We start from the raw sequence: 17,274 nt of genomic DNA, 5'->3' as shown, positions 1-17,274 counted from the left end.
TATATCATAATTACACTTATAATGTTAGGATATGAACCGCTTACATTCAATGAAGAAGAAAACTAACTTTGTCACACCTTAACGAGACAAAGGTATATTTATGTATATAGGCTTTGAAGAGAAGTATATTTGCATACGTATATCTTATTGAAAGAGAAATTCTAGAACAGTTCGTTTAGTTCTTTAAACGCACCAATTGTATAGTCTGGGTCATCTACTTTTCCAAATCCATACGATGCATAAACAAATGGAATACCTGCATATCGAGCTGCTTCGTAATCTCCTTGTGTATCCCCTACATATACTGGTTCTTTTAAGTTATTACGCTCGATAATGAGCTTAATATTCTCACCTTTTGATAAACCTGTACGCCCAGGGTTTTCAAAGTCAATAAAATGTGCGTCTAGCTTGTGATAGTTATAAAAAGCTTCAATATACCCTTCTTGACAATTACTTACAATATACAATTTATATTTTTTAGAAAGCTCTTTTAGTGTTCTCTCTACTTGTGGGTACAAAAGACCGCCACTTTTCTCTAAATAAGCATTCTCTACTTCACAACATTCTGCTAGAATCTGCTTTTGCTTTTGTTCATCTAACTCTGGAAATAGCTTTTGAGCAATCTCTTGAAATGGAAGACCCATGGTTTGTTCAAAGTCTCTTTCCGTTACTTCTTTTTTCACATACTTGCTTCTTTTAATGACTTCGTTCCAAGCGACGGTTACCGTCCCAATTGAATTCCAGAGTGTTCCGTCTAAGTCAAAGATTATACTATCCATCTAGTCATCCCCTTTAATTTGTCTTACCGTCATTATAAACATAACAAAGCTTCCTTTTTCAATTATCAAAGGAAGCCTTATAAAAGCTTATATACACCATTACAAAATTTTATCTATTTATTCGCTTAACCATGGCAGTTGCAAATTCTTCAAATCCCAAGGATTCATAATAGGGCTTAAGACTATCTACACACATAAGTTGAGGAATGACTCTTTGCTTCTCACAGTACTTAATAATGCGGTTCATAAGCTCTTTACCAATTCCCTTTGATTGATATGCAGGAGCGACACCCACACCACAGATTGTAGCTGTAATAATACCATCAGATATAACTCTCGCTGTACCAACTAGCTCGTCTGCATCAAATGCATATAGTGTATACCAGCTCTGCTCGCACATTTTCTTTAGTTCATCTGTTGTTAGATTGATTGAATTCCAACCTAAAGAGTCATATAAAACTCGCATCTGATTAAAATCTTTGGGTCCCTTAATTGTATAACATATACGTTGATTCAATCTTTCCCCTCCTATTTCATCTATCTCCGCTACTTGGGTCTTTCTATAAAAATAGCCTTTTCGTAACTATTATACGAAAAGGCTATTTTTACTAGAAGTTAGTCTACTACAATATAAGTTGCTTTTACAGGTCCATGCACTCCAACAATCAAGTTCATCTCAATATCAGCGCTGTTGCTTGGTCCAGTGATAAAACTCACATAAGAAGGGACATCTTCACCCTCTAGCTGCTTTTTGTGTATAAGCGAAGCTGCTTGTGTCATCCGTGGAACTAGCGTGCTTTTAGGAATAATTGCAACAAACGTTTTCGGTAACAAACTGATTGACCTACCGTGATCTTTATTATGAAAGAGCGTTACCGTTCCTGACTCTGCAAGCGTCACATCGCTAAAAACAAGCCCTACGTCGGCTGCTTCTGCAATTTGTTGATTTACCTTTTTTTTCTCTGCATCCCAGATATGAACTTGGAGGTCTTCAGCATTTCTCTCAAAAAAGCCGGTTAACCCATATTCTTTATTTCGCAGATCATTTGAAGTGATTAACGACTTTCCCTCGTAACCTTTAATCGTTTCTGCAAGAACACCAACCAATCCTTCACGATCTGTTCGCTTAAAAGTTGTATGAATTACTTTACAATGCTCTTGTAAAATATCGACAAGTTCATCCTGTGTCCTATCTTTGAATACATCATACTGTGGCGTAACGCTCCAGCTTGGGCGCTGTACACCTTCGACTTTTCGTTCTCTACCTAAAGTAGTAGCTAATTTATCTAAAAAAGCCTCTCGATTCTGTATCATGATGACGATTCACTCTCCTTCTGCCGTTGTTTAAACCAAGAACGGAATGACTGACCTTCCGGAGCATAGAAATCACGTACATTCGTCCAATCCTTCAGGGGACCTGGCCCATTTTCAATCATACCCTCTTTTGTCCATGGTCTAAGAGCAGGCTTAGCGAGATTTGCACTTAAGTTATAAAGAGATGGATTGGCCGACCACTTCGCGAATCCCTTCATCATGAGCTTTTCAGTCAGGGGTGCTTTCTTTTCTCGTTCCACAATGATTTGACGATGGCGAACTAAATGCTCGTGCAGTGGTATTTTAACAGGACATGCTTCTGAGCACGCTGCACATAGCGTAGATGCATACGGAAGCTCTTTATGATCGTCATAGCCTTCTAAAAGTGGCGTGATGACTGCACCGATTGGCCCTGGATAAATTGAGTTGTAAGCATGCCCTCCAATATGACGATAAACAGGACATGCGTTAATACAGGCGGCACAGCGAATACAGTGAAGTGCTGATTGAAATTCTGTTCCTAAAATTTTTGAACGACCATTGTCTACAATGACTAAATGAAACTCATCTGGACCATCTATTTCTTCTTCGAGCCTTGTTCCTGTAATAGCCGTAATATAGCTCGTTAGTTTTTGTCCAACCGCTGCTCGGGTTAGTAAACTAACAAGCACCTCCATCTCTTCCCAAGTGGGAACAATTCTCTCCATTCCCATCACCGTAATAACAGTGTCCGGTAGACTTGTAACCATTTCTGCGTTTCCCTCATTGGTAACAAGGGTGATAGCACCTGATTCTGCAATAGCGAAATTACACCCTGTAACTCCTACGTCAGCCGCTAAGAAATCTTGACGAAGTTGTTCTCGAGCAAACGCTGCCAGCTCTTCGGGAGTATCTGAGCCACCGTATCCTTTTTTATTAGCAAACGTTTCTCGTATTTGTCCTTTGTTTTTATGAAGAGCAGGAGCTACGATGTGAGAAGGTGGATCTTCATCCAGTTGCAAAATCCATTCACCCAAATCAGATTCCACAACCTCAGCACCTACTTCTTCAAGCGCTTTATTTAAACCAATTTCTTCAGTTACCATCGATTTTGATTTAACAACTTTTTTCGCTTCCTTCTTTTTTATCACATTTTTAACATAATCATTTGCTTCTTCTGCTGTTTCTGCAAAAAAGACATTTCCTCCCCGTCTAGCTACTTGTTCGCTCAGTTGATGTAAATAGTAGTCTAGATTCTCTAATGTATGTGAACGAATTTCAGAACCGAGCTGTCGCCACTCTTCCCAATTCCCCCATGCTTCTGCCTGATTTAACCGTCCACTTCGAAGTCTTCCTTGAGCGGAGGAAACGGCTTGCCTCATAAAGTCGTCTGCAATTCCTTTTTGAATTCGTTCTTTGTATGGAATTTCACCAATTTTGACGCTCATTTTCGTTCCTCCCTTTCTTAATGGGTGTTTAGAATCTCAGTAATATGAACAACTTTAACTTCTTTCCCTTCACGACTCATGCGACCGCCGATATTCATTAAACAGCCCATATCAGCACCCACTAAATATTCGGCTTCTGTTTCTGAGACATGACGTGACTTTTCACTGACCATCTCTTGTGAAATAATAGAGTTTTTCACGGCGAACGTACCACCAAATCCACAGCAATCTTCTTCACACGGTAAATCAACTAGTTCTACACCTTTTACGTTTTTCAACAGTACTTTAGGCTGTTCCTTTACTCCTAACAGTCGTTTCATATGACAAGAGGAATGAAAAGTGACTTTTCCCTTAAACGAAGAATTTAAGTCTGTAACGTTTAATATATCTACAAGGAATTCAGTAATTTCATAGCACTTAGCTGCAAAAGCTTCCGCTTCTTTCTCCCATTCTACATCTCCTCTAAACACCGCGGGATACTCCTTCAACATACTGATGCATGATCCTGATGGTCCCACTATATATTCAGAATGACGAAAAGCTTTCATCATTTGCTTCATAGACTGCTTTGCTTCCTGTAGGTATCCACTGTTATACGCTGGTTGGCCACAGCACGTTTGCTCCATAGGATAATCAACTTTACAGCCGCATCGTTCCAGGATTTCAAGCGTGTCTTTTGCTACATTGGCAAAAAGAATATCACTTAGGCATGTACTAAATAAGGAAACTCTCATACTTGCTCACCTCTCAGAAAATTGGTAAACAGCCGGCTACATCATTCAATATATGTAAAAAGACGGCTTTGAACATTTTGCAAATGTTCAAGCATCGCTTCACTCGCCTCATTTGGCTGCCTATTTTTAATAGCTTCAAAGATTCTTCGATGCTCTACTTTTAAATCTTCGACTGTATTACCTGAATATAAGAATACTTTTCTTGTTTCTTGAATCGTTTCAGAGATTAACGACGACACGCTGCTCATTAAATTAATAAGTAATTTATTATGTGTCGCGTTCGCAATGGCCAAATGGAAGTCTAAATCCGCGCTTGAGGCTAACTCTTCATTTCCGCTTGCATTCTCCATCACAATCAATGCTTTCTCAAGCGCTAAAAGATCCTCTTCTTCGTGCACTGCTGCTGCTTGAGCCACCGTACCTAACTCTAAAATTTCACGAACTTTGTAAAGTTCTTTAATATCTTCAATCTTCATTAAAAAAGCAATGTTGACAGGTAACTGAAATTTAGAAGGATCAAAGTTATTTACAAACGTACCTTCTCCATGCCTTGCTGCGACTAGCCCCATTGTACGTAAGCCACTTAAAGCCTCGCGAATAGTTGACGTCCCTACATCAAAACTTTTTGCTAATTTTTCAACAGACTCTAATTTATCACCAGGCTTTAAATCTCCTGCTTTAATTAATTCAATTAATGTTTCAGCTACTTCCTCATATGCTTTTTTTCCACGAACACGTTTATAGTTCATTTCATTCAACTCCCATCTATCTCTCTATTATATCGATTTACTTACAAGAGAATACAATGGGAAACCCCGCTTTTCTTATTTAAAAAACATTTAAAAAGAGAAACCCTGCTATACCCGCTAATACTCCATATACAACTGCTGTCCCTAACGTTTTGCGAATGATTTCTCCCTCTTTACCAGATAAACCAACAACAGCACTAGCAGCCACAACATTGTGAACGCAAATCATATTTCCCGCTGCAGCACCAATTAGTTGAACTGCTAAAACAGTGTTTAAGTTTAACCCAATTGCCTGGGCAACATTATATTGGATTGGTGAAAAGGTTAATGTGGATACCGTTGCACTTCCAGTGATGAACGCCCCAAGTTTTCCAAGGAATGGCGCCACAAAAATCCATACTGACCCTAAAGAGCTCGCCAATGATTCGGCAATGTATTCGGGCATGCTATTTAAATTGTTTAGGTTCAATCCAGAATTAACAAACACCTGTACCATCGCCAGCGTTGCAATGAGTGAAATCGCTGTTATTTTCATTGTACCTAGTGACTCTTTTGATGCTTGCAAAAATGTTTTATAAGACTTTCTTTGAATAAGAAAAGCAAACACAGCTGCCAAAGTTAGAATCGTTCCTGGAGAATATAAAAACTCCCACTTAGAAACAATACCTTCTACTCCTAAAATATCTGTCCAGGTTAAGTCAATAGCGGTTAACGCAAATTGCTTAAGTCCTGGGATAACTCTAGTCAACAGCAATAAGACTACAACGCTAATATACGGTGCCCATGCTGTTAAAATGCCCATTTCCGCTTTATCTTCCGCTATCTTGAAATCTTTCCTCACTACCTTTCTCCATTCTCCCTTAGGTAATAAGATTCCTCTCTTTGCTGTCAAAGTTGCTACAATTAACGTAATAAGAGAGGCTAAAATGGAGACAAATTCATGCCCAAAGAAATTAGCAATCAGAAATGCGCTTACCGTATATACAATTCCAATGAGGAACGTCCACGGAAACATTTGCAGCGCATCTTTTATACCACTGCGACTAAATGTGGTTAATACAACCATTAAAATAAATGGAATAAAGACACCCGCCAATAAGTCTAAACTTGTGACTTGCACCGCAATTTCTTTAAAGAAATTAATATCGGCGCTTGGAATATTACTGAGTCCGACTGCTACTGGCGTCCCCACTGCTCCAAACATAACGGCTGTACTATCAGCAATTAACGCAATGGTGGCGGCCACCAGTGGTTGAAAACCCAGAGCCAATAATAGCGGGCCTGTCACCATCGCCGGTGTCCCAAAACCAGCGGCTCCTTCAATAAGTGAGCCAAATAAAAAAGCTACAATGACTACTTGGACACGCATATCAGCTGAAATGCTTTGAAAGCCTTGATTGATTCGAACAACTCCACCCGTATTTCGAAGGGTATTCAACAATACCAATGCACCGAATAAAATCCACAAAATCGTAAATGTTTTATGTATTCCTTGAAACATTGATGCTAAAATTACTTTCCCTTCCATCCCCCAGATAGTAAGCGCTAACAATATGACGATAATTGAACTCAATGCCATTCCTTTAGCAGCTGACATCCTCAGAACTACAAGAAATAAAAATGGAGCAATAATCGCACTTAGCGCAATGAACAATAACATATAAACCCTTCCCCCTAGTTGACTTATAGTATTGAGCACTCATATCTAATGAGGTCATCTGATGACCTCATTAATATAGTTACATAAATTTCATAAATAGACAATGGGGAATTTTGCATTTTTATCTAATTTATTTTATAGCAACTACATATCTTCAGCTTTATTAGAACAAAAAAAGCCAAACTTATGGAGTTCCTAAGCTTGACCCTCGAATATATGTTTGTTTATGATGCTAGTTCCCATTGCTCTTTATGGCTTTATTTCAATTTCTTTTATCCAGAATTCAATTGTATCCATTGGTTCTGAACGTAAATGCACGTAATATACTTCCACCTCTTTTTCTTTTATTCCCTGCGGTAAAGAAAAAGTAAAGCGACCGTTCTTACTTGCTTTTATATCAAAAACTTGTGTTGTTAAGTTTGACGGATATTTTTCTTCTACCCATCCTTTAACCGAGTCTTCTAATTCTGCCATTTCCTTATAATCTTTCACTCGTTCTCTTTTAACATTTGTTACTGTACTAGTATTTGGTACATAGAAAACGACAAAATCAGTTGGAAACCGATACACATCTAAAGGCTTTTCCCAACTGTTTTCAATTATGTATTCAGATCCTTCATGCTGCACGCTAAAGTTTAAAGATTCAGGGGTTGTTTCATACCACATATTAAAAAGAACATAACTAGCAAAACCAAATAGAACCAACATAGGTACTAAAAGTAAAAGAGAAAGCCAGCGGTTTATTTTCCAAAAAAAGATCCCTGCTATCATAAGCAGTAAAATAATAAAAATTACAAATGACATATTTACTCCCTCATACTTGAATTATTTTTACATTTAAGACATAGAGGATACCGCAACTTCTATTAAGCCTGTGAAAATGATTAAAAACACCATAAAGGTGCTTGAACTCAATAAGATTTTCCTTGTGAAATTTTTTTGTTTTTGTTTCTTATACATTAAGTAACCTACTACAATGGAGAAAACCCAACAGAAAAGCCCACTTTTTGAAAAGAGGTAAGAAGAATTTCCTATCCAGAAGAGTGCAACAGCTATATGAAATAAAATTAAAAACCAGGCAAATATCTTCATTCTCAACCTCCTTTATATCTATCCTAATTTTAACATAGAATAAATTTACTTTTTTGTAATTTCCACTAATATAAACACAAAAAGAAAGAGAGCAACCAACAGGTTACTCTCTTTTTATATGATTTAAAAACCCGATTAACTATTACTCAACCGTAACAGACTTAGCTAAGTTACGTGGTTTATCTACGTCACAATCACGGTGTAGAGCTGCGTAGTAAGAAATTAATTGTAATGGAATAACCGCTGCTAAAGGTGCTAATGTTTCGTGTACCTTTGGAATTACATAGCGATCTTCTTCCGTTTCTAAGCCCTTCATAGAGATAATGCAAGGGTTAGCTCCGCGCGCTACTACTTCTTTTACGTTTCCGCGAATGCTTAAATTCACGTGCTCTTGTGTTGCAAGGGCAATAACAGGCGTATTGTTTTCAATTAAAGCAATTGTTCCGTGCTTCAGCTCTCCACCAGCAAATCCTTCTGCTTGGATGTAAGAGATTTCTTTAAGCTTTAATGCACCTTCTAATCCAACGTAATAGTCTACAGAACGCCCGATAAAGAATGCGTTACGCGTTGTTGCTAAGAACTGAAGAGCAATGCTTTCCATTTCTTCCTTATCATCACATAGAACTTCCATTGTATTAGCAACGATTGCTAGTTCTTGCATTAAGTCGAAATCAAGCTTAATGCCGCGTGCTTGTGCAGTTACTGCTGCTAAAATTGAAAGCACTGCTAACTGAGCTGTATATGCTTTTGTAGAAGCAACAGCAATCTCTGGACCAGCGTGTAATAACAGCGTGTAGTCTGACTCACGAGATAAAGTTGAACCAGGAACGTTTGTAATTGTTAATGCTTTATGGCCAAGCTCTTTAATTTGAACAAGGACTGCACGGCTATCTGCTGTTTCACCACTTTGAGAAATAAAGATGAATAGTGGTTTTTCAGATAAAAGCGGCATGTTGTAAGAGAATTCACTTGCTACGTGCACTTCAACAGGTACTTTCGCCCATGTTTCAATGAATTGTTTTCCTACTAGTCCAGCATGGTAACTTGTTCCACAAGCAACGATGTATACGCGATCAGAGTTATTCATAGCTTTTACAATGTCCTCATCCACGTGAAGCTCATTGTCATCACCTTGGTATTGCTGAATGATTTTACGCATTACTAGAGGCTGCTCGTCAATTTCTTTTAGCATGTAGTGAGGATACGTACCCTTTTCGATATCACTTGCATCTAATTCAGCAGTGTAAGGTGCACGCTCTACTACTTGACCATCTAATGTTTTAATTGTAACTGCTTCTTTTGTTACAATTACTGTTTCTTTATCCATTAACTCTACATATTGGTTTGTTACTTGCAGCATCGCCATTGCATCACTTGCTACAACGTTAAAGCCTTCGCCTAAACCAACAAGTAATGGACTTTTATTTTTAGCAACATAAATTGTATTTTTATCTTCATTATCAATTAATGCTAGTGCATAAGAACCGTGTAGTAAGCTTACCGCTTTACGGAATGCTTCTTCTACTCCTAATCCTTCGCTTGCGATTTTTTCAATTAAATGAACGATTACTTCTGTATCCGTTTCACTTTTGAATTCAACACCTTGTAAATACTCACGCTTTAAAATTGCGTAGTTCTCAATAACTCCATTGTGAACTAACGTAAAGCGCCCGTTATTACTTTGATGTGGGTGAGCATTTTCACGGCTTGGAACACCGTGTGTTGCCCAGCGCGTGTGACCGATACCAGCTGGTGCTACAACATTGTTATCCACTGATTGACGTAGTTCAGCAATACGTCCTTTTTCTTTAAATACGTGTACGCCACCGTCATTAACAACTGCAATACCTGCTGAGTCATATCCACGATATTCTAATTTTTCAAGACCTCGTAATAAAATTTCCTTTGAATCTTGAGTTCCAATATAACCTACAATTCCGCACATAGATTGTAATCCTCCTTAAAGTAATGAAGAACGTTACCTTCTTCACAATAACGATTATCTTCTTAATGCGTTTGTCCAAAGAGTCACCCCTTTGTTTTTCACATCAAGCTTTCGATTGTGATAATCAACAACCGGGAGGCATCCGCCGATACTTCGATAAACCTCCTCCTCGTCAACTAAGTCACTGTCGTCTCAGACCTAGTTCAGGCGCTTTTATTTAAATTATAAACTGCTTTTAACATTCCCTCCTTTTGTAAATTAGAGACGAACAGATTTAATCTTACAACAAAGCATAAGAAATCGTCAATTATCTTTATTACCAATAGTAAAAACAGGGCTTTTTGCGTGCCGCTGTGTACAATTGGCATAATATAAAAATATGCATAAGCAGCCCTTGTGGTCACTGCTTATGCATAGAATGATGAATTACTCTAGTCCCATTTCTGCTTTTACTACTTCAACAATACGATTTACGTACACATCACACTCATTTTGGCTTGGTGCTTCAACCATTACGCGCACAAGTGGCTCTGTACCTGAAGGACGAACAAGAACACGACCGTTTCCAGCCATTTCTTTTTCTACCTCTGTAATTACTTCTTTTACCTTTTCATTTTCAGTTACGTGATGCTTATCCGTTACTCTCACGTTCACAAGAAGCTGCGGGAACTTTTTCATTTCGCTCGCTAATTCAGATAACTTTTTATTTGTTGCTTTCATAATGTTTACAAGCTGAATCGCAGACAACATACCGTCTCCTGTTGTATTGTAGTCAAGGAAAATAATATGGCCTGATTGCTCTCCACCTAAATTATATTGATGTGCTTTCATTTCTTCTACTACGTAGCGGTCACCCACCGCTGTCTGAGCACTTTGAATTCCGTTTGCCTCAAGAGCTTTGTAGAACCCAAGGTTACTCATCACCGTAGAAACAAGCGTATTATGCTTTAAACGACCTTGTTCGAATAGATACTTTGCACAGATGAACATAATTTGATCACCATCTACAATGTCGCCATTTTCATCGATTGCAATTAGTCGATCCCCATCACCATCAAAGGCTAACCCTACGTCTGCATTTTTTTCTTTTACAAATGCTGCTAATGCTTCCGGATGAGTAGAACCCACACCTTCGTTAATATTTAATCCATTTGGAGATGCACCCATTGTTGAAATATCAGCATCTAAGTCTGCAAATAAATGTGCTGCTAAAGATGAAGTGGCACCATGCGCGCAGTCTAGCGCAACGTGCAAACCAGAAAAATCTTCATCAATTGTTTGCTTGAGGTACTGAAGGTACTTTTGACCACCTTCAAAGTAGTCATTTACTTGTCCAAGGTCTTTACCTGCAGGTCTTGGTAGTTCATCTTTTGAAGCATCAATTAATGCTTCAATCTCATTTTCTTGAGCATCAGATAGCTTGAATCCATCCGGTCCAAAAAACTTAATACCGTTATCTTGCACTGGGTTGTGTGACGCAGAAATCATAACACCTGCTTGCGCACCTAACGCTTTCGTTAAGTAGGAAACACCTGGCGTTGAAATTACACCTAAGCGCATCACCTCAGCTCCAATTGATAGAAGACCCGCTACTAAAGCTCCCTCCAACATATGACCTGATACACGAGTATCGCGACCTATTAGGACTTTTGGTCTTTCAGTGTCTTTTGTTAATACGTACCCGCCAAAACGACCAATTTTAAATGCAAGCTCAGGTGTTAATTCACTGTTTGCAACACCCCTTACACCGTCTGTTCCAAAATACTTACCCATTCTTGTTCTCTCCTTTTATATCCATTGTGTATATTAGTTTGCCGATGATGAATCATTTTCTTCATCATTTGCACCGTTGTCGCCATTACCTTCATCTTCTTCGTTAGACCCCGTGTTATCAGATGGATCAGAAGGCTCGTCCGGATTATTATTACCACCTTCTTCTGGTGGTTCAGAAGGGTTTTGTTCTTCTTCATTTGAAGGATTTTTTTCACTAACTTTTACTCTTAGCGTCTTTGTAGAAAGGGTGCCTTCAACACCATTTGGAACCGTTAGAGAAATAGGAACCGAAAACTCACCAGGTGTTAGCCTTGCAACATTAGCAGTTATACTAATATCACTTCGGGTAACGTTTCTTAGCTGTTGTTGTGGTCCTAACAGGTCAACTCCCACCACTCCGTTTTTAGGAGATAAAATTTCATATCTATATTTTGAGTTTTGCCCATTTAGTGTCACTGACAAGCTTTCAAACGACTTTTTTCCATCTTTCTCTTCTTCGGCTACAGAGGTTTCTTCTGCATCAGTTTCTTCTTCTGCTTCCTCATCCAGCTTTTTGACTTTTACACTTACTGTCACCTGCTTAGGCTGAACACTATCTACACCTTCTGGAACAGGCACATCAACTTTTATATCGGACGTTTTAGAAATCCCCGTTACGTCGACCGGAATATTATCAATTGATGAAATAGAATCTAATACGTCTTTCTCACCAATAACAGTTACTTCATCTCTATCTAAAGAAATACCTGTAATTTCAATACCTTCGCCTAGGGTACCAGTTTGCTCAAGGCTAATTGGTACCTTTTTACTTCTATTTTCAATTGGGATTATAACATTAACTACTTCTGGTTCAATAGATACATCTAGCTTATTCAGATTTTTATCAAATGCTACTACCTCTGCTTGTTCATTTACATCTTTACTTACATTATCTAATTCAACAAGTGCTTTTACATAGGCTACTTGTGATAGCTGACTCTTCGCTCCAGTAACCGTTACCGTCTCTGGGCTAATTTGTGCTGATCCCGCTTTATAGCCTTTTTTCACCTGATTTTTATCAAAGCTTGCTTCTACCGGAAATTCTTGTGATTGTTGATTTTCAATACTGACCGTTACAACTTGTGGATCAATTTTGACATCCAAACGATCTGAAATGTTTCGGTGCTGCAACTCTACTTGGTGCTCTCCCAAACCATAGTTATTTAAATCCACATACACTTCCAAGTCTTGCTTTAGCTTTTCTTGTTGAAGGGCACTCTTAGAACCTTCTAAAGTAACGTTAACCGTATCTGGAACACCGCTAATGATCATATTATCTTGATCATAAGAAACTTCTACAGGAACATTTGTAATGGTTTCTGTACCTGTTCCTGACGATTTACTTGTGCCAAGAATTGTATTTGTATCTTGATTATCGATGCTAACAGATAAATAAAGCATTAAGGCTAAAAGAAGCGCAATTATTTTCATGATCCAAGGATTGTTTAATAATCTATCCATTCTTCTTCGACCTCCATTGCCAACGAGCTGAAGAAGATGCTCTTGAAGTATTAACCAACTCTTTCTCAAGCATTTCTTTTAACGTATCGATTGTTAACTCACGGTATAACTCACCATTCTTTGTCACAGAAATACCACCTGTTTCTTCAGATACTATAACCGTTATACTATCTGTTACTTCACTAATACCAACAGCTGCTCGGTGACGAGTCCCTAGCTCCTTTGAAATAAAAGGGCTTTCGGAAAGTGGCAAGTAGCAAGCGGCAGCTGAAACTTGATTGCGCTGTAAAATAACGGCTCCATCATGCAATGGCGTATTAGGAATAAATAAATTAATCAATAGTTCTGACGACACATTGGCATTTAACGGAATGCCGGTTTCAATATAATCATTCATGCCTGTTTCTCGCTCAATCGAGATTAAAGCTCCTATACGACGCTTTGCCATATAATGTGTAGCTTTTGTAATAGCTTCAATTGTTAATGCGCGTTCATCTTCTTCAGGAAGACTAGCTTTAGAAAACAAACTTCCTCTTCCTAACTGCTCCAACGCTCTGCGAACTTCAGGTTGGAAAATAATAATAACTGCTAAAAATCCCCATGTTAAGGCTTGATCCATTAACCATTGTAATGTGTTTAGGCCCAGGAAGTTACTAATAAAGCGTACAACAACGATGACGATTATTCCTTTGAGTAACTGTACAGCTTTCGTACCTCTGATGACCATTATCAATTTATATATAACAAACCAAACAAGGAGAACATCGATTATATTTCCTAAATATGCAAAGATCGGTAGCTCTCCAAAAGGCATCGTCTCACTTCCTCTATTTATATGTAGTCAATTAAACATAACTTTTTTATTATATCACAAATTTAAAATTTCCTACTAGCTAGACATAATAACAATTGGTTTTCATTTACAAAAAGAATCGTCCAATAGTCTTGATGACCGAGGACGATTCTTTAGCAAATCTATGTTGTTACCGTCAACCAAACTTCTTTTTATTGATGATTTGATAGGTTAACTGCGTCTTTAACACCATTCTTTACGTTGTACCAAATCCATTCAAACATTTGGTCTAATTCTTCAATATCACCGGTAACCTCTCCCGCAGATGCAAGATACTGATCACCATTAATAATAGTAATATTTCCATCGACCTTTCCTTCTACCTTTATATCACCATTACGTACAGTAACATCTCCTTTAACTACTTCGCCAGCTGGCACAATAACAGTCTTATTTTCAATTACAAGATTATCTTGCTTAGAGACTGCAAACTCTTCATTTGTATTCCAAGCTGAAAAAGTCGCTCCAGACATTAATAACGTAAATACAGCAGCTGCCGTTAAAAATGGGTGATTGGTAAACCAACGATTCATTCTTACAGCGTTCTTCTCTTTAGGAAGACCCGCCATAATATTAGCCGTAAAGTTCATAGGTGTATCAATATGAGAAGTGCTTTGAACAAAAGCAATTGTTCGCTTTAATTGTTTAAAATGTTCTTGGCATGCATCACATTCCTGTAAATGCTGCTTCAGTAATTGTTCATTCTCTTTTGTAAGATCTCCATCTAAGTATTCATGGATTAGATTTACATAGGAACTTGAGCATTTCATTATTTTCACTCCTTACAAATGGCGAAGTCTGTTTCTTAAGGCTTCCCGTCCTCTATGAATTCTTGTCTTTACAGTACCAATCGGTAGCTCTAAGATTTCACTAATTTCCTTCAAAGAAAGCTCATCAATATATTTCAGCACAATAACTGTACGATATTTCTCAGGTAGCTTTAGAATTTCAGATTGAATTAAATCTTGCAACTCTCCTCTTTCTAATTCATCTTCAGGAAGTGCTTGATCTGCAGCAATCTGTGAGTACATATTCAGACCTTCCGTTCCAGCTACTTCTGCATCTAAATAGTAATCTGGCTTCTTTTTACGAATTTTATCGATACAAAGGTTTGTGGCAATCCGATATAGCCATGTGGAAAATTTCTTGGATGAATCATAACTATGAATATTAACATAGGCTCTAATAAAAGCTTCCTGAGCCGCATCTTGCGCTTCTTCACGATTCCCTAACATTCGATAACACAGCTGATAGAGCTTATCTTTATGATATTCTACAATATCAGCAAACGCATCTTGATCGCCTTTTTTTACTTTTTTTATTTTCCGTTTTAATAATAAATCCATGTAACAGTGACCTCCGCCCATTGCGGGATAGTATATATACGTTTACTTCTAGTTAAAGTTTCATTCATGCTTAATTATTTTAACAAAAATTTGCTGCCTATGTTTAAGATTTTGCAAATTGGGTTATTTATGAAGAAAAAGACTATTATAAAGTGGAGGAATGTCGCTGATGGAGAAAAATTTACTGGAAAGAATTGAAGAACATCGTCACATGATGTTAAGTACCGCACAACAAACTTCTCTATGTTCTAAAGAGGTACTGAGGCTAAGTTCAGAGTTAGACACACTATTAAATCAATACACAAAACAATCAAACTAAATCAGCTCTTGCTTTTACAAACAAGAGCTGATTCTTTTTTATAATAATTTTTCACCAAATAAGGAGCCCATTAATGCAACAGCCACCGTTGCTGTTTTATTGCGCTCATCTAAAATAGGATTTACTTCTACAAATTCAGCGGAAGTAATGACGTTAGATTCAGCTAGCATTTCCATAGCTAAATGGCTTTCTCTGTAGCTGATTCCTCCAATAACAGGTGTTCCTACTCCAGGTGCGTCATGAGGATCTAAACCATCTAAATCAAGTGACAAATGTACCCCATCTGTTTTATCTTTTAGATAAGCAATTGTTTCTTCCATAACGTGTGCCATTCCAAGACGATCAACCTCATGCATTGTGTATACCTTAATACCAATCTCTTTAATTAAAGCCCTTTCTCCTTCATCTAAAGAACGTGCACCAATAATTACAACATTTTCAGGTTTAATTTTTGGCATATATCCAAAAATATTGATTAGTGTTGGGTGTCCAATTCCTAAGCTAGCTGCTAATGGCATTCCATGTATGTTTCCTGATGGAGAAGTATCAGCTGTATTCAAATCTCCATGTGCATCATACCAAATAACTCCTAGATTCTCATAATGCTTGCTCACACCAGCTAACGTTCCAATAGCAATACTATGGTCACCACCAAGTACAAGTGGAAAATTACCGTTTGTAATTACATGATCTACTTTAGAAGCTAGCCGCTCACTAGCATCTGCTACGGCCGTTAGATTTTTTAAGTTAGTTTTTACATCATTATGTACTCTTTCTGCAGGAGCAATCTCAATGTTGCCTTCATCTTCCACAACATATCCAATGCTTTCAATACGCTCTACTACACCAGCATAACGAATAGCACTTGGCCCCATGTCTACCCCTCGACGTGTTTGCCCTAAATCCATTGGTACACCAATAATTGATACATTTTTCATTTCTCTTTCTCCCCTTTTTACCTTTTATACTTCTATTGTATAGCTAAAAGTATGAATGGCTCAACTCGACATTTTTCTGAATATATATACAAATTTAAAAGGGACAAAAAAACCTCTAAACGATAGTTTAGAGGTGAATGATTTATGTAATTGGTGGAGCCTAGCGGGATCGAACCGCTGACCTCCTGCGTGCAAGGCAGGCGCTCTCCCAGCTGAGCTAAGGCCCCAACAAAAGCAAATAATAATAATTGGAGCGGAAGACGAGGTTCGAACTCGCGACCCCCACCTTGGCAAGGTGGTGTTCTACCACTGAACTACTTCCGCATATAAGAGTGAGCCATGAAGGACTCGAACCTTCGACCCTCTGATTAAAAGTCAGATGCTCTACCAACTGAGCTAATGGCTCTTAATGGCTGGGCTAGCTGGATTCGAACCAACGCATGACGGAGTCAAAGTCCGTTGCCTTACCGCTTGGCTATAGCCCAATAAAATGGTGGAGGGGGGCAGATTCGAACTGCCGAACCCGAAGGAGCGGATTTACAGTCCGCCGCGTTTAGCCACTTCGCTACCCCTCCAAAAACAATGGTGCCGGCAAGAGGACTTGAACCCCCAACCTACTGATTACAAGTCAGTTGCTCTACCAGTTGAGCTACACCGGCAACATGTTCATGGTGGAGGATGACGGGATCGAACCGCCGACCCCCTGCTTGTAAGGCAGGTGCTCTCCCAGCTGAGCTAATCCTCCAAAATTTCTTATATAAAAATAAGTGGTGACCCGTACGGGATTCGAACCCGTGTTACCGCCGTGAAAGGGCGGTGTCTTAACCACTTGACCAACGGGCCAT

General features: G+C 38.4%; 17 protein-coding genes and 8 tRNA genes. 1 reads left to right on the top strand and 24 read right to left on the bottom strand.

The genetic code is table 11. From position 1 onward, the window contains the following. Nucleotides 1–161: 161 nt before the first annotated feature. The 15 genes from V2145_RS21040 to sigW form a co-directional block, all read right to left on the bottom strand. The gene (locus V2145_RS21040; protein WP_094913164.1) at nt 162–779 is read right to left on the bottom strand and encodes an HAD family hydrolase; all 618 of its coding nucleotides are present in this window, start codon (nt 777–779) and stop codon (nt 162–164) included. 109 nt (nt 780–888) lie between these two features. Next, a complete protein-coding gene (locus V2145_RS21035) occupies nt 889–1,296 on the bottom strand; it encodes a GNAT family N-acetyltransferase (protein ID WP_094913163.1) in 408 nt (135 codons plus the stop codon). A 98-nt stretch (nt 1,297–1,394) separates the two neighbouring features. Next, nucleotides 1,395–2,093, bottom strand: a complete 699-nt coding sequence (locus V2145_RS21030) for a LutC/YkgG family protein (RefSeq protein ID WP_094913162.1) — start codon at nt 2,091–2,093, stop codon at nt 1,395–1,397. Continuing rightward, nucleotides 2,090–3,520 (bottom strand): LutB/LldF family L-lactate oxidation iron-sulfur protein, encoded by a 1,431-nt coding sequence (locus V2145_RS21025; protein ID WP_311859861.1) that lies wholly within the window; start codon nt 3,518–3,520, stop codon nt 2,090–2,092. Before V2145_RS21025 ends, V2145_RS21030 begins: the two co-directional genes overlap by 4 nt. A 17-nt stretch (nt 3,521–3,537) precedes the next feature. Beyond that, nucleotides 3,538–4,254: a (Fe-S)-binding protein gene (locus V2145_RS21020; protein WP_311859863.1), complete on the bottom strand. Its 717-nt coding sequence runs from the start codon at nt 4,252–4,254 to the stop codon at nt 3,538–3,540. 41 nt (nt 4,255–4,295) lie between these two features. Beyond that, entirely contained in the window at nt 4,296–5,003 is a 708-nt protein-coding gene (locus V2145_RS21015; RefSeq protein ID WP_131888586.1) for a FadR/GntR family transcriptional regulator, read from the bottom strand. A 79-nt stretch (nt 5,004–5,082) separates the two neighbouring features. Continuing rightward, nucleotides 5,083–6,663: an L-lactate permease gene (locus tag V2145_RS21010; protein WP_330988247.1), complete on the bottom strand. Its 1,581-nt coding sequence runs from the start codon at nt 6,661–6,663 to the stop codon at nt 5,083–5,085. Nucleotides 6,664–6,912: 249 nt separating this feature from the next. Continuing rightward, nucleotides 6,913–7,467 carry a hypothetical protein gene (locus tag V2145_RS21005; RefSeq protein ID WP_311859870.1) on the bottom strand — a complete coding sequence of 185 codons (555 nt, stop codon included), beginning with the start codon at nt 7,465–7,467 and terminating at the stop codon, nt 6,913–6,915. A 33-nt stretch (nt 7,468–7,500) separates the two neighbouring features. After that, on the bottom strand, nt 7,501–7,755 hold the full coding sequence (locus V2145_RS21000) for a hypothetical protein (RefSeq protein WP_094913156.1): 255 nt from the start codon (nt 7,753–7,755) through the stop codon (nt 7,501–7,503). 142 nt (nt 7,756–7,897) lie between these two features. Further along, nucleotides 7,898–9,700, bottom strand: a complete 1,803-nt coding sequence (gene glmS, locus V2145_RS20995) for a glutamine--fructose-6-phosphate transaminase (isomerizing) (protein WP_210611430.1) — start codon at nt 9,698–9,700, stop codon at nt 7,898–7,900. A gap of 426 nt (nt 9,701–10,126) precedes the next feature. After that, nucleotides 10,127–11,473 carry a phosphoglucosamine mutase gene (gene glmM / locus V2145_RS20990; RefSeq protein ID WP_094913154.1) on the bottom strand — a complete coding sequence of 449 codons (1,347 nt, stop codon included), beginning with the start codon at nt 11,471–11,473 and terminating at the stop codon, nt 10,127–10,129. 33 nt (nt 11,474–11,506) lie between these two features. Continuing rightward, nucleotides 11,507–12,973: a CdaR family protein gene (locus tag V2145_RS20985; RefSeq protein ID WP_330988246.1), complete on the bottom strand. Its 1,467-nt coding sequence runs from the start codon at nt 12,971–12,973 to the stop codon at nt 11,507–11,509. After that, nucleotides 12,966–13,787: a diadenylate cyclase CdaA gene (cdaA, locus tag V2145_RS20980; protein ID WP_061786223.1), complete on the bottom strand. Its 822-nt coding sequence runs from the start codon at nt 13,785–13,787 to the stop codon at nt 12,966–12,968. Before cdaA ends, V2145_RS20985 begins: the two co-directional genes overlap by 8 nt. Nucleotides 13,788–13,978: 191 nt before the next feature. Further along, the gene (locus V2145_RS20975) at nt 13,979–14,596 is read right to left on the bottom strand and encodes an anti-sigma factor family protein (protein WP_094913152.1); all 618 of its coding nucleotides are present in this window, start codon (nt 14,594–14,596) and stop codon (nt 13,979–13,981) included. Nucleotides 14,597–14,608: 12 nt separating this feature from the next. Continuing rightward, nucleotides 14,609–15,172, bottom strand: coding sequence for an RNA polymerase sigma factor SigW (sigW, locus tag V2145_RS20970; RefSeq protein ID WP_094913151.1), 564 nt, complete (start codon nt 15,170–15,172; stop codon nt 14,609–14,611). A 160-nt stretch (nt 15,173–15,332) separates the two neighbouring features. Between sigW and V2145_RS20965 the strand changes: the two genes are divergently transcribed. Next, a complete protein-coding gene (locus tag V2145_RS20965) occupies nt 15,333–15,491 on the top strand; it encodes an aspartyl-phosphate phosphatase Spo0E family protein (protein WP_094913150.1) in 159 nt (52 codons plus the stop codon). A 38-nt stretch (nt 15,492–15,529) separates the two neighbouring features. Here V2145_RS20965 and rocF read toward each other — a convergent pair whose 3' ends face one another. The 9 genes from rocF to V2145_RS20920 form a co-directional block, all read right to left on the bottom strand. After that, entirely contained in the window at nt 15,530–16,429 is a 900-nt protein-coding gene (rocF, locus tag V2145_RS20960; RefSeq protein ID WP_094913149.1) for an arginase, read from the bottom strand. Nucleotides 16,430–16,580: 151 nt separating this feature from the next. Next, nucleotides 16,581–16,656, bottom strand: a tRNA-Ala gene (locus tag V2145_RS20955). Nucleotides 16,657–16,678: 22 nt separating this feature from the next. Continuing rightward, a tRNA-Gly gene (locus V2145_RS20950) sits at nt 16,679–16,753 on the bottom strand. A 9-nt stretch (nt 16,754–16,762) separates the two neighbouring features. Beyond that, a tRNA-Lys gene (locus V2145_RS20945) sits at nt 16,763–16,835 on the bottom strand. A gap of 4 nt (nt 16,836–16,839) precedes the next feature. Next, nucleotides 16,840–16,914: transfer RNA gene (locus tag V2145_RS20940), tRNA-Gln, on the bottom strand. A 6-nt stretch (nt 16,915–16,920) separates the two neighbouring features. Next, nucleotides 16,921–17,004 (bottom strand) — tRNA-Tyr (locus tag V2145_RS20935). 8 nt (nt 17,005–17,012) lie between these two features. After that, nucleotides 17,013–17,088: transfer RNA gene (locus V2145_RS20930), tRNA-Thr, on the bottom strand. Between the two features lie 10 nt (nt 17,089–17,098). After that, nucleotides 17,099–17,174, bottom strand: a tRNA-Val gene (locus tag V2145_RS20925). 23 nt (nt 17,175–17,197) lie between these two features. After that, nucleotides 17,198–17,272: transfer RNA gene (locus tag V2145_RS20920), tRNA-Glu, on the bottom strand. Nucleotides 17,273–17,274 lie beyond the last annotated feature (2 nt).

This window comes from Priestia sp. GS2 (assembly GCF_036409025.1).
Lineage (GTDB): Bacteria > Bacillota > Bacilli > Bacillales > Bacillaceae_H > Priestia > Priestia aryabhattai_A.
The sequence above is the reverse complement of the archived record's forward strand: the minus strand, read 5'-3'. Positions and strand labels throughout refer to the sequence as shown.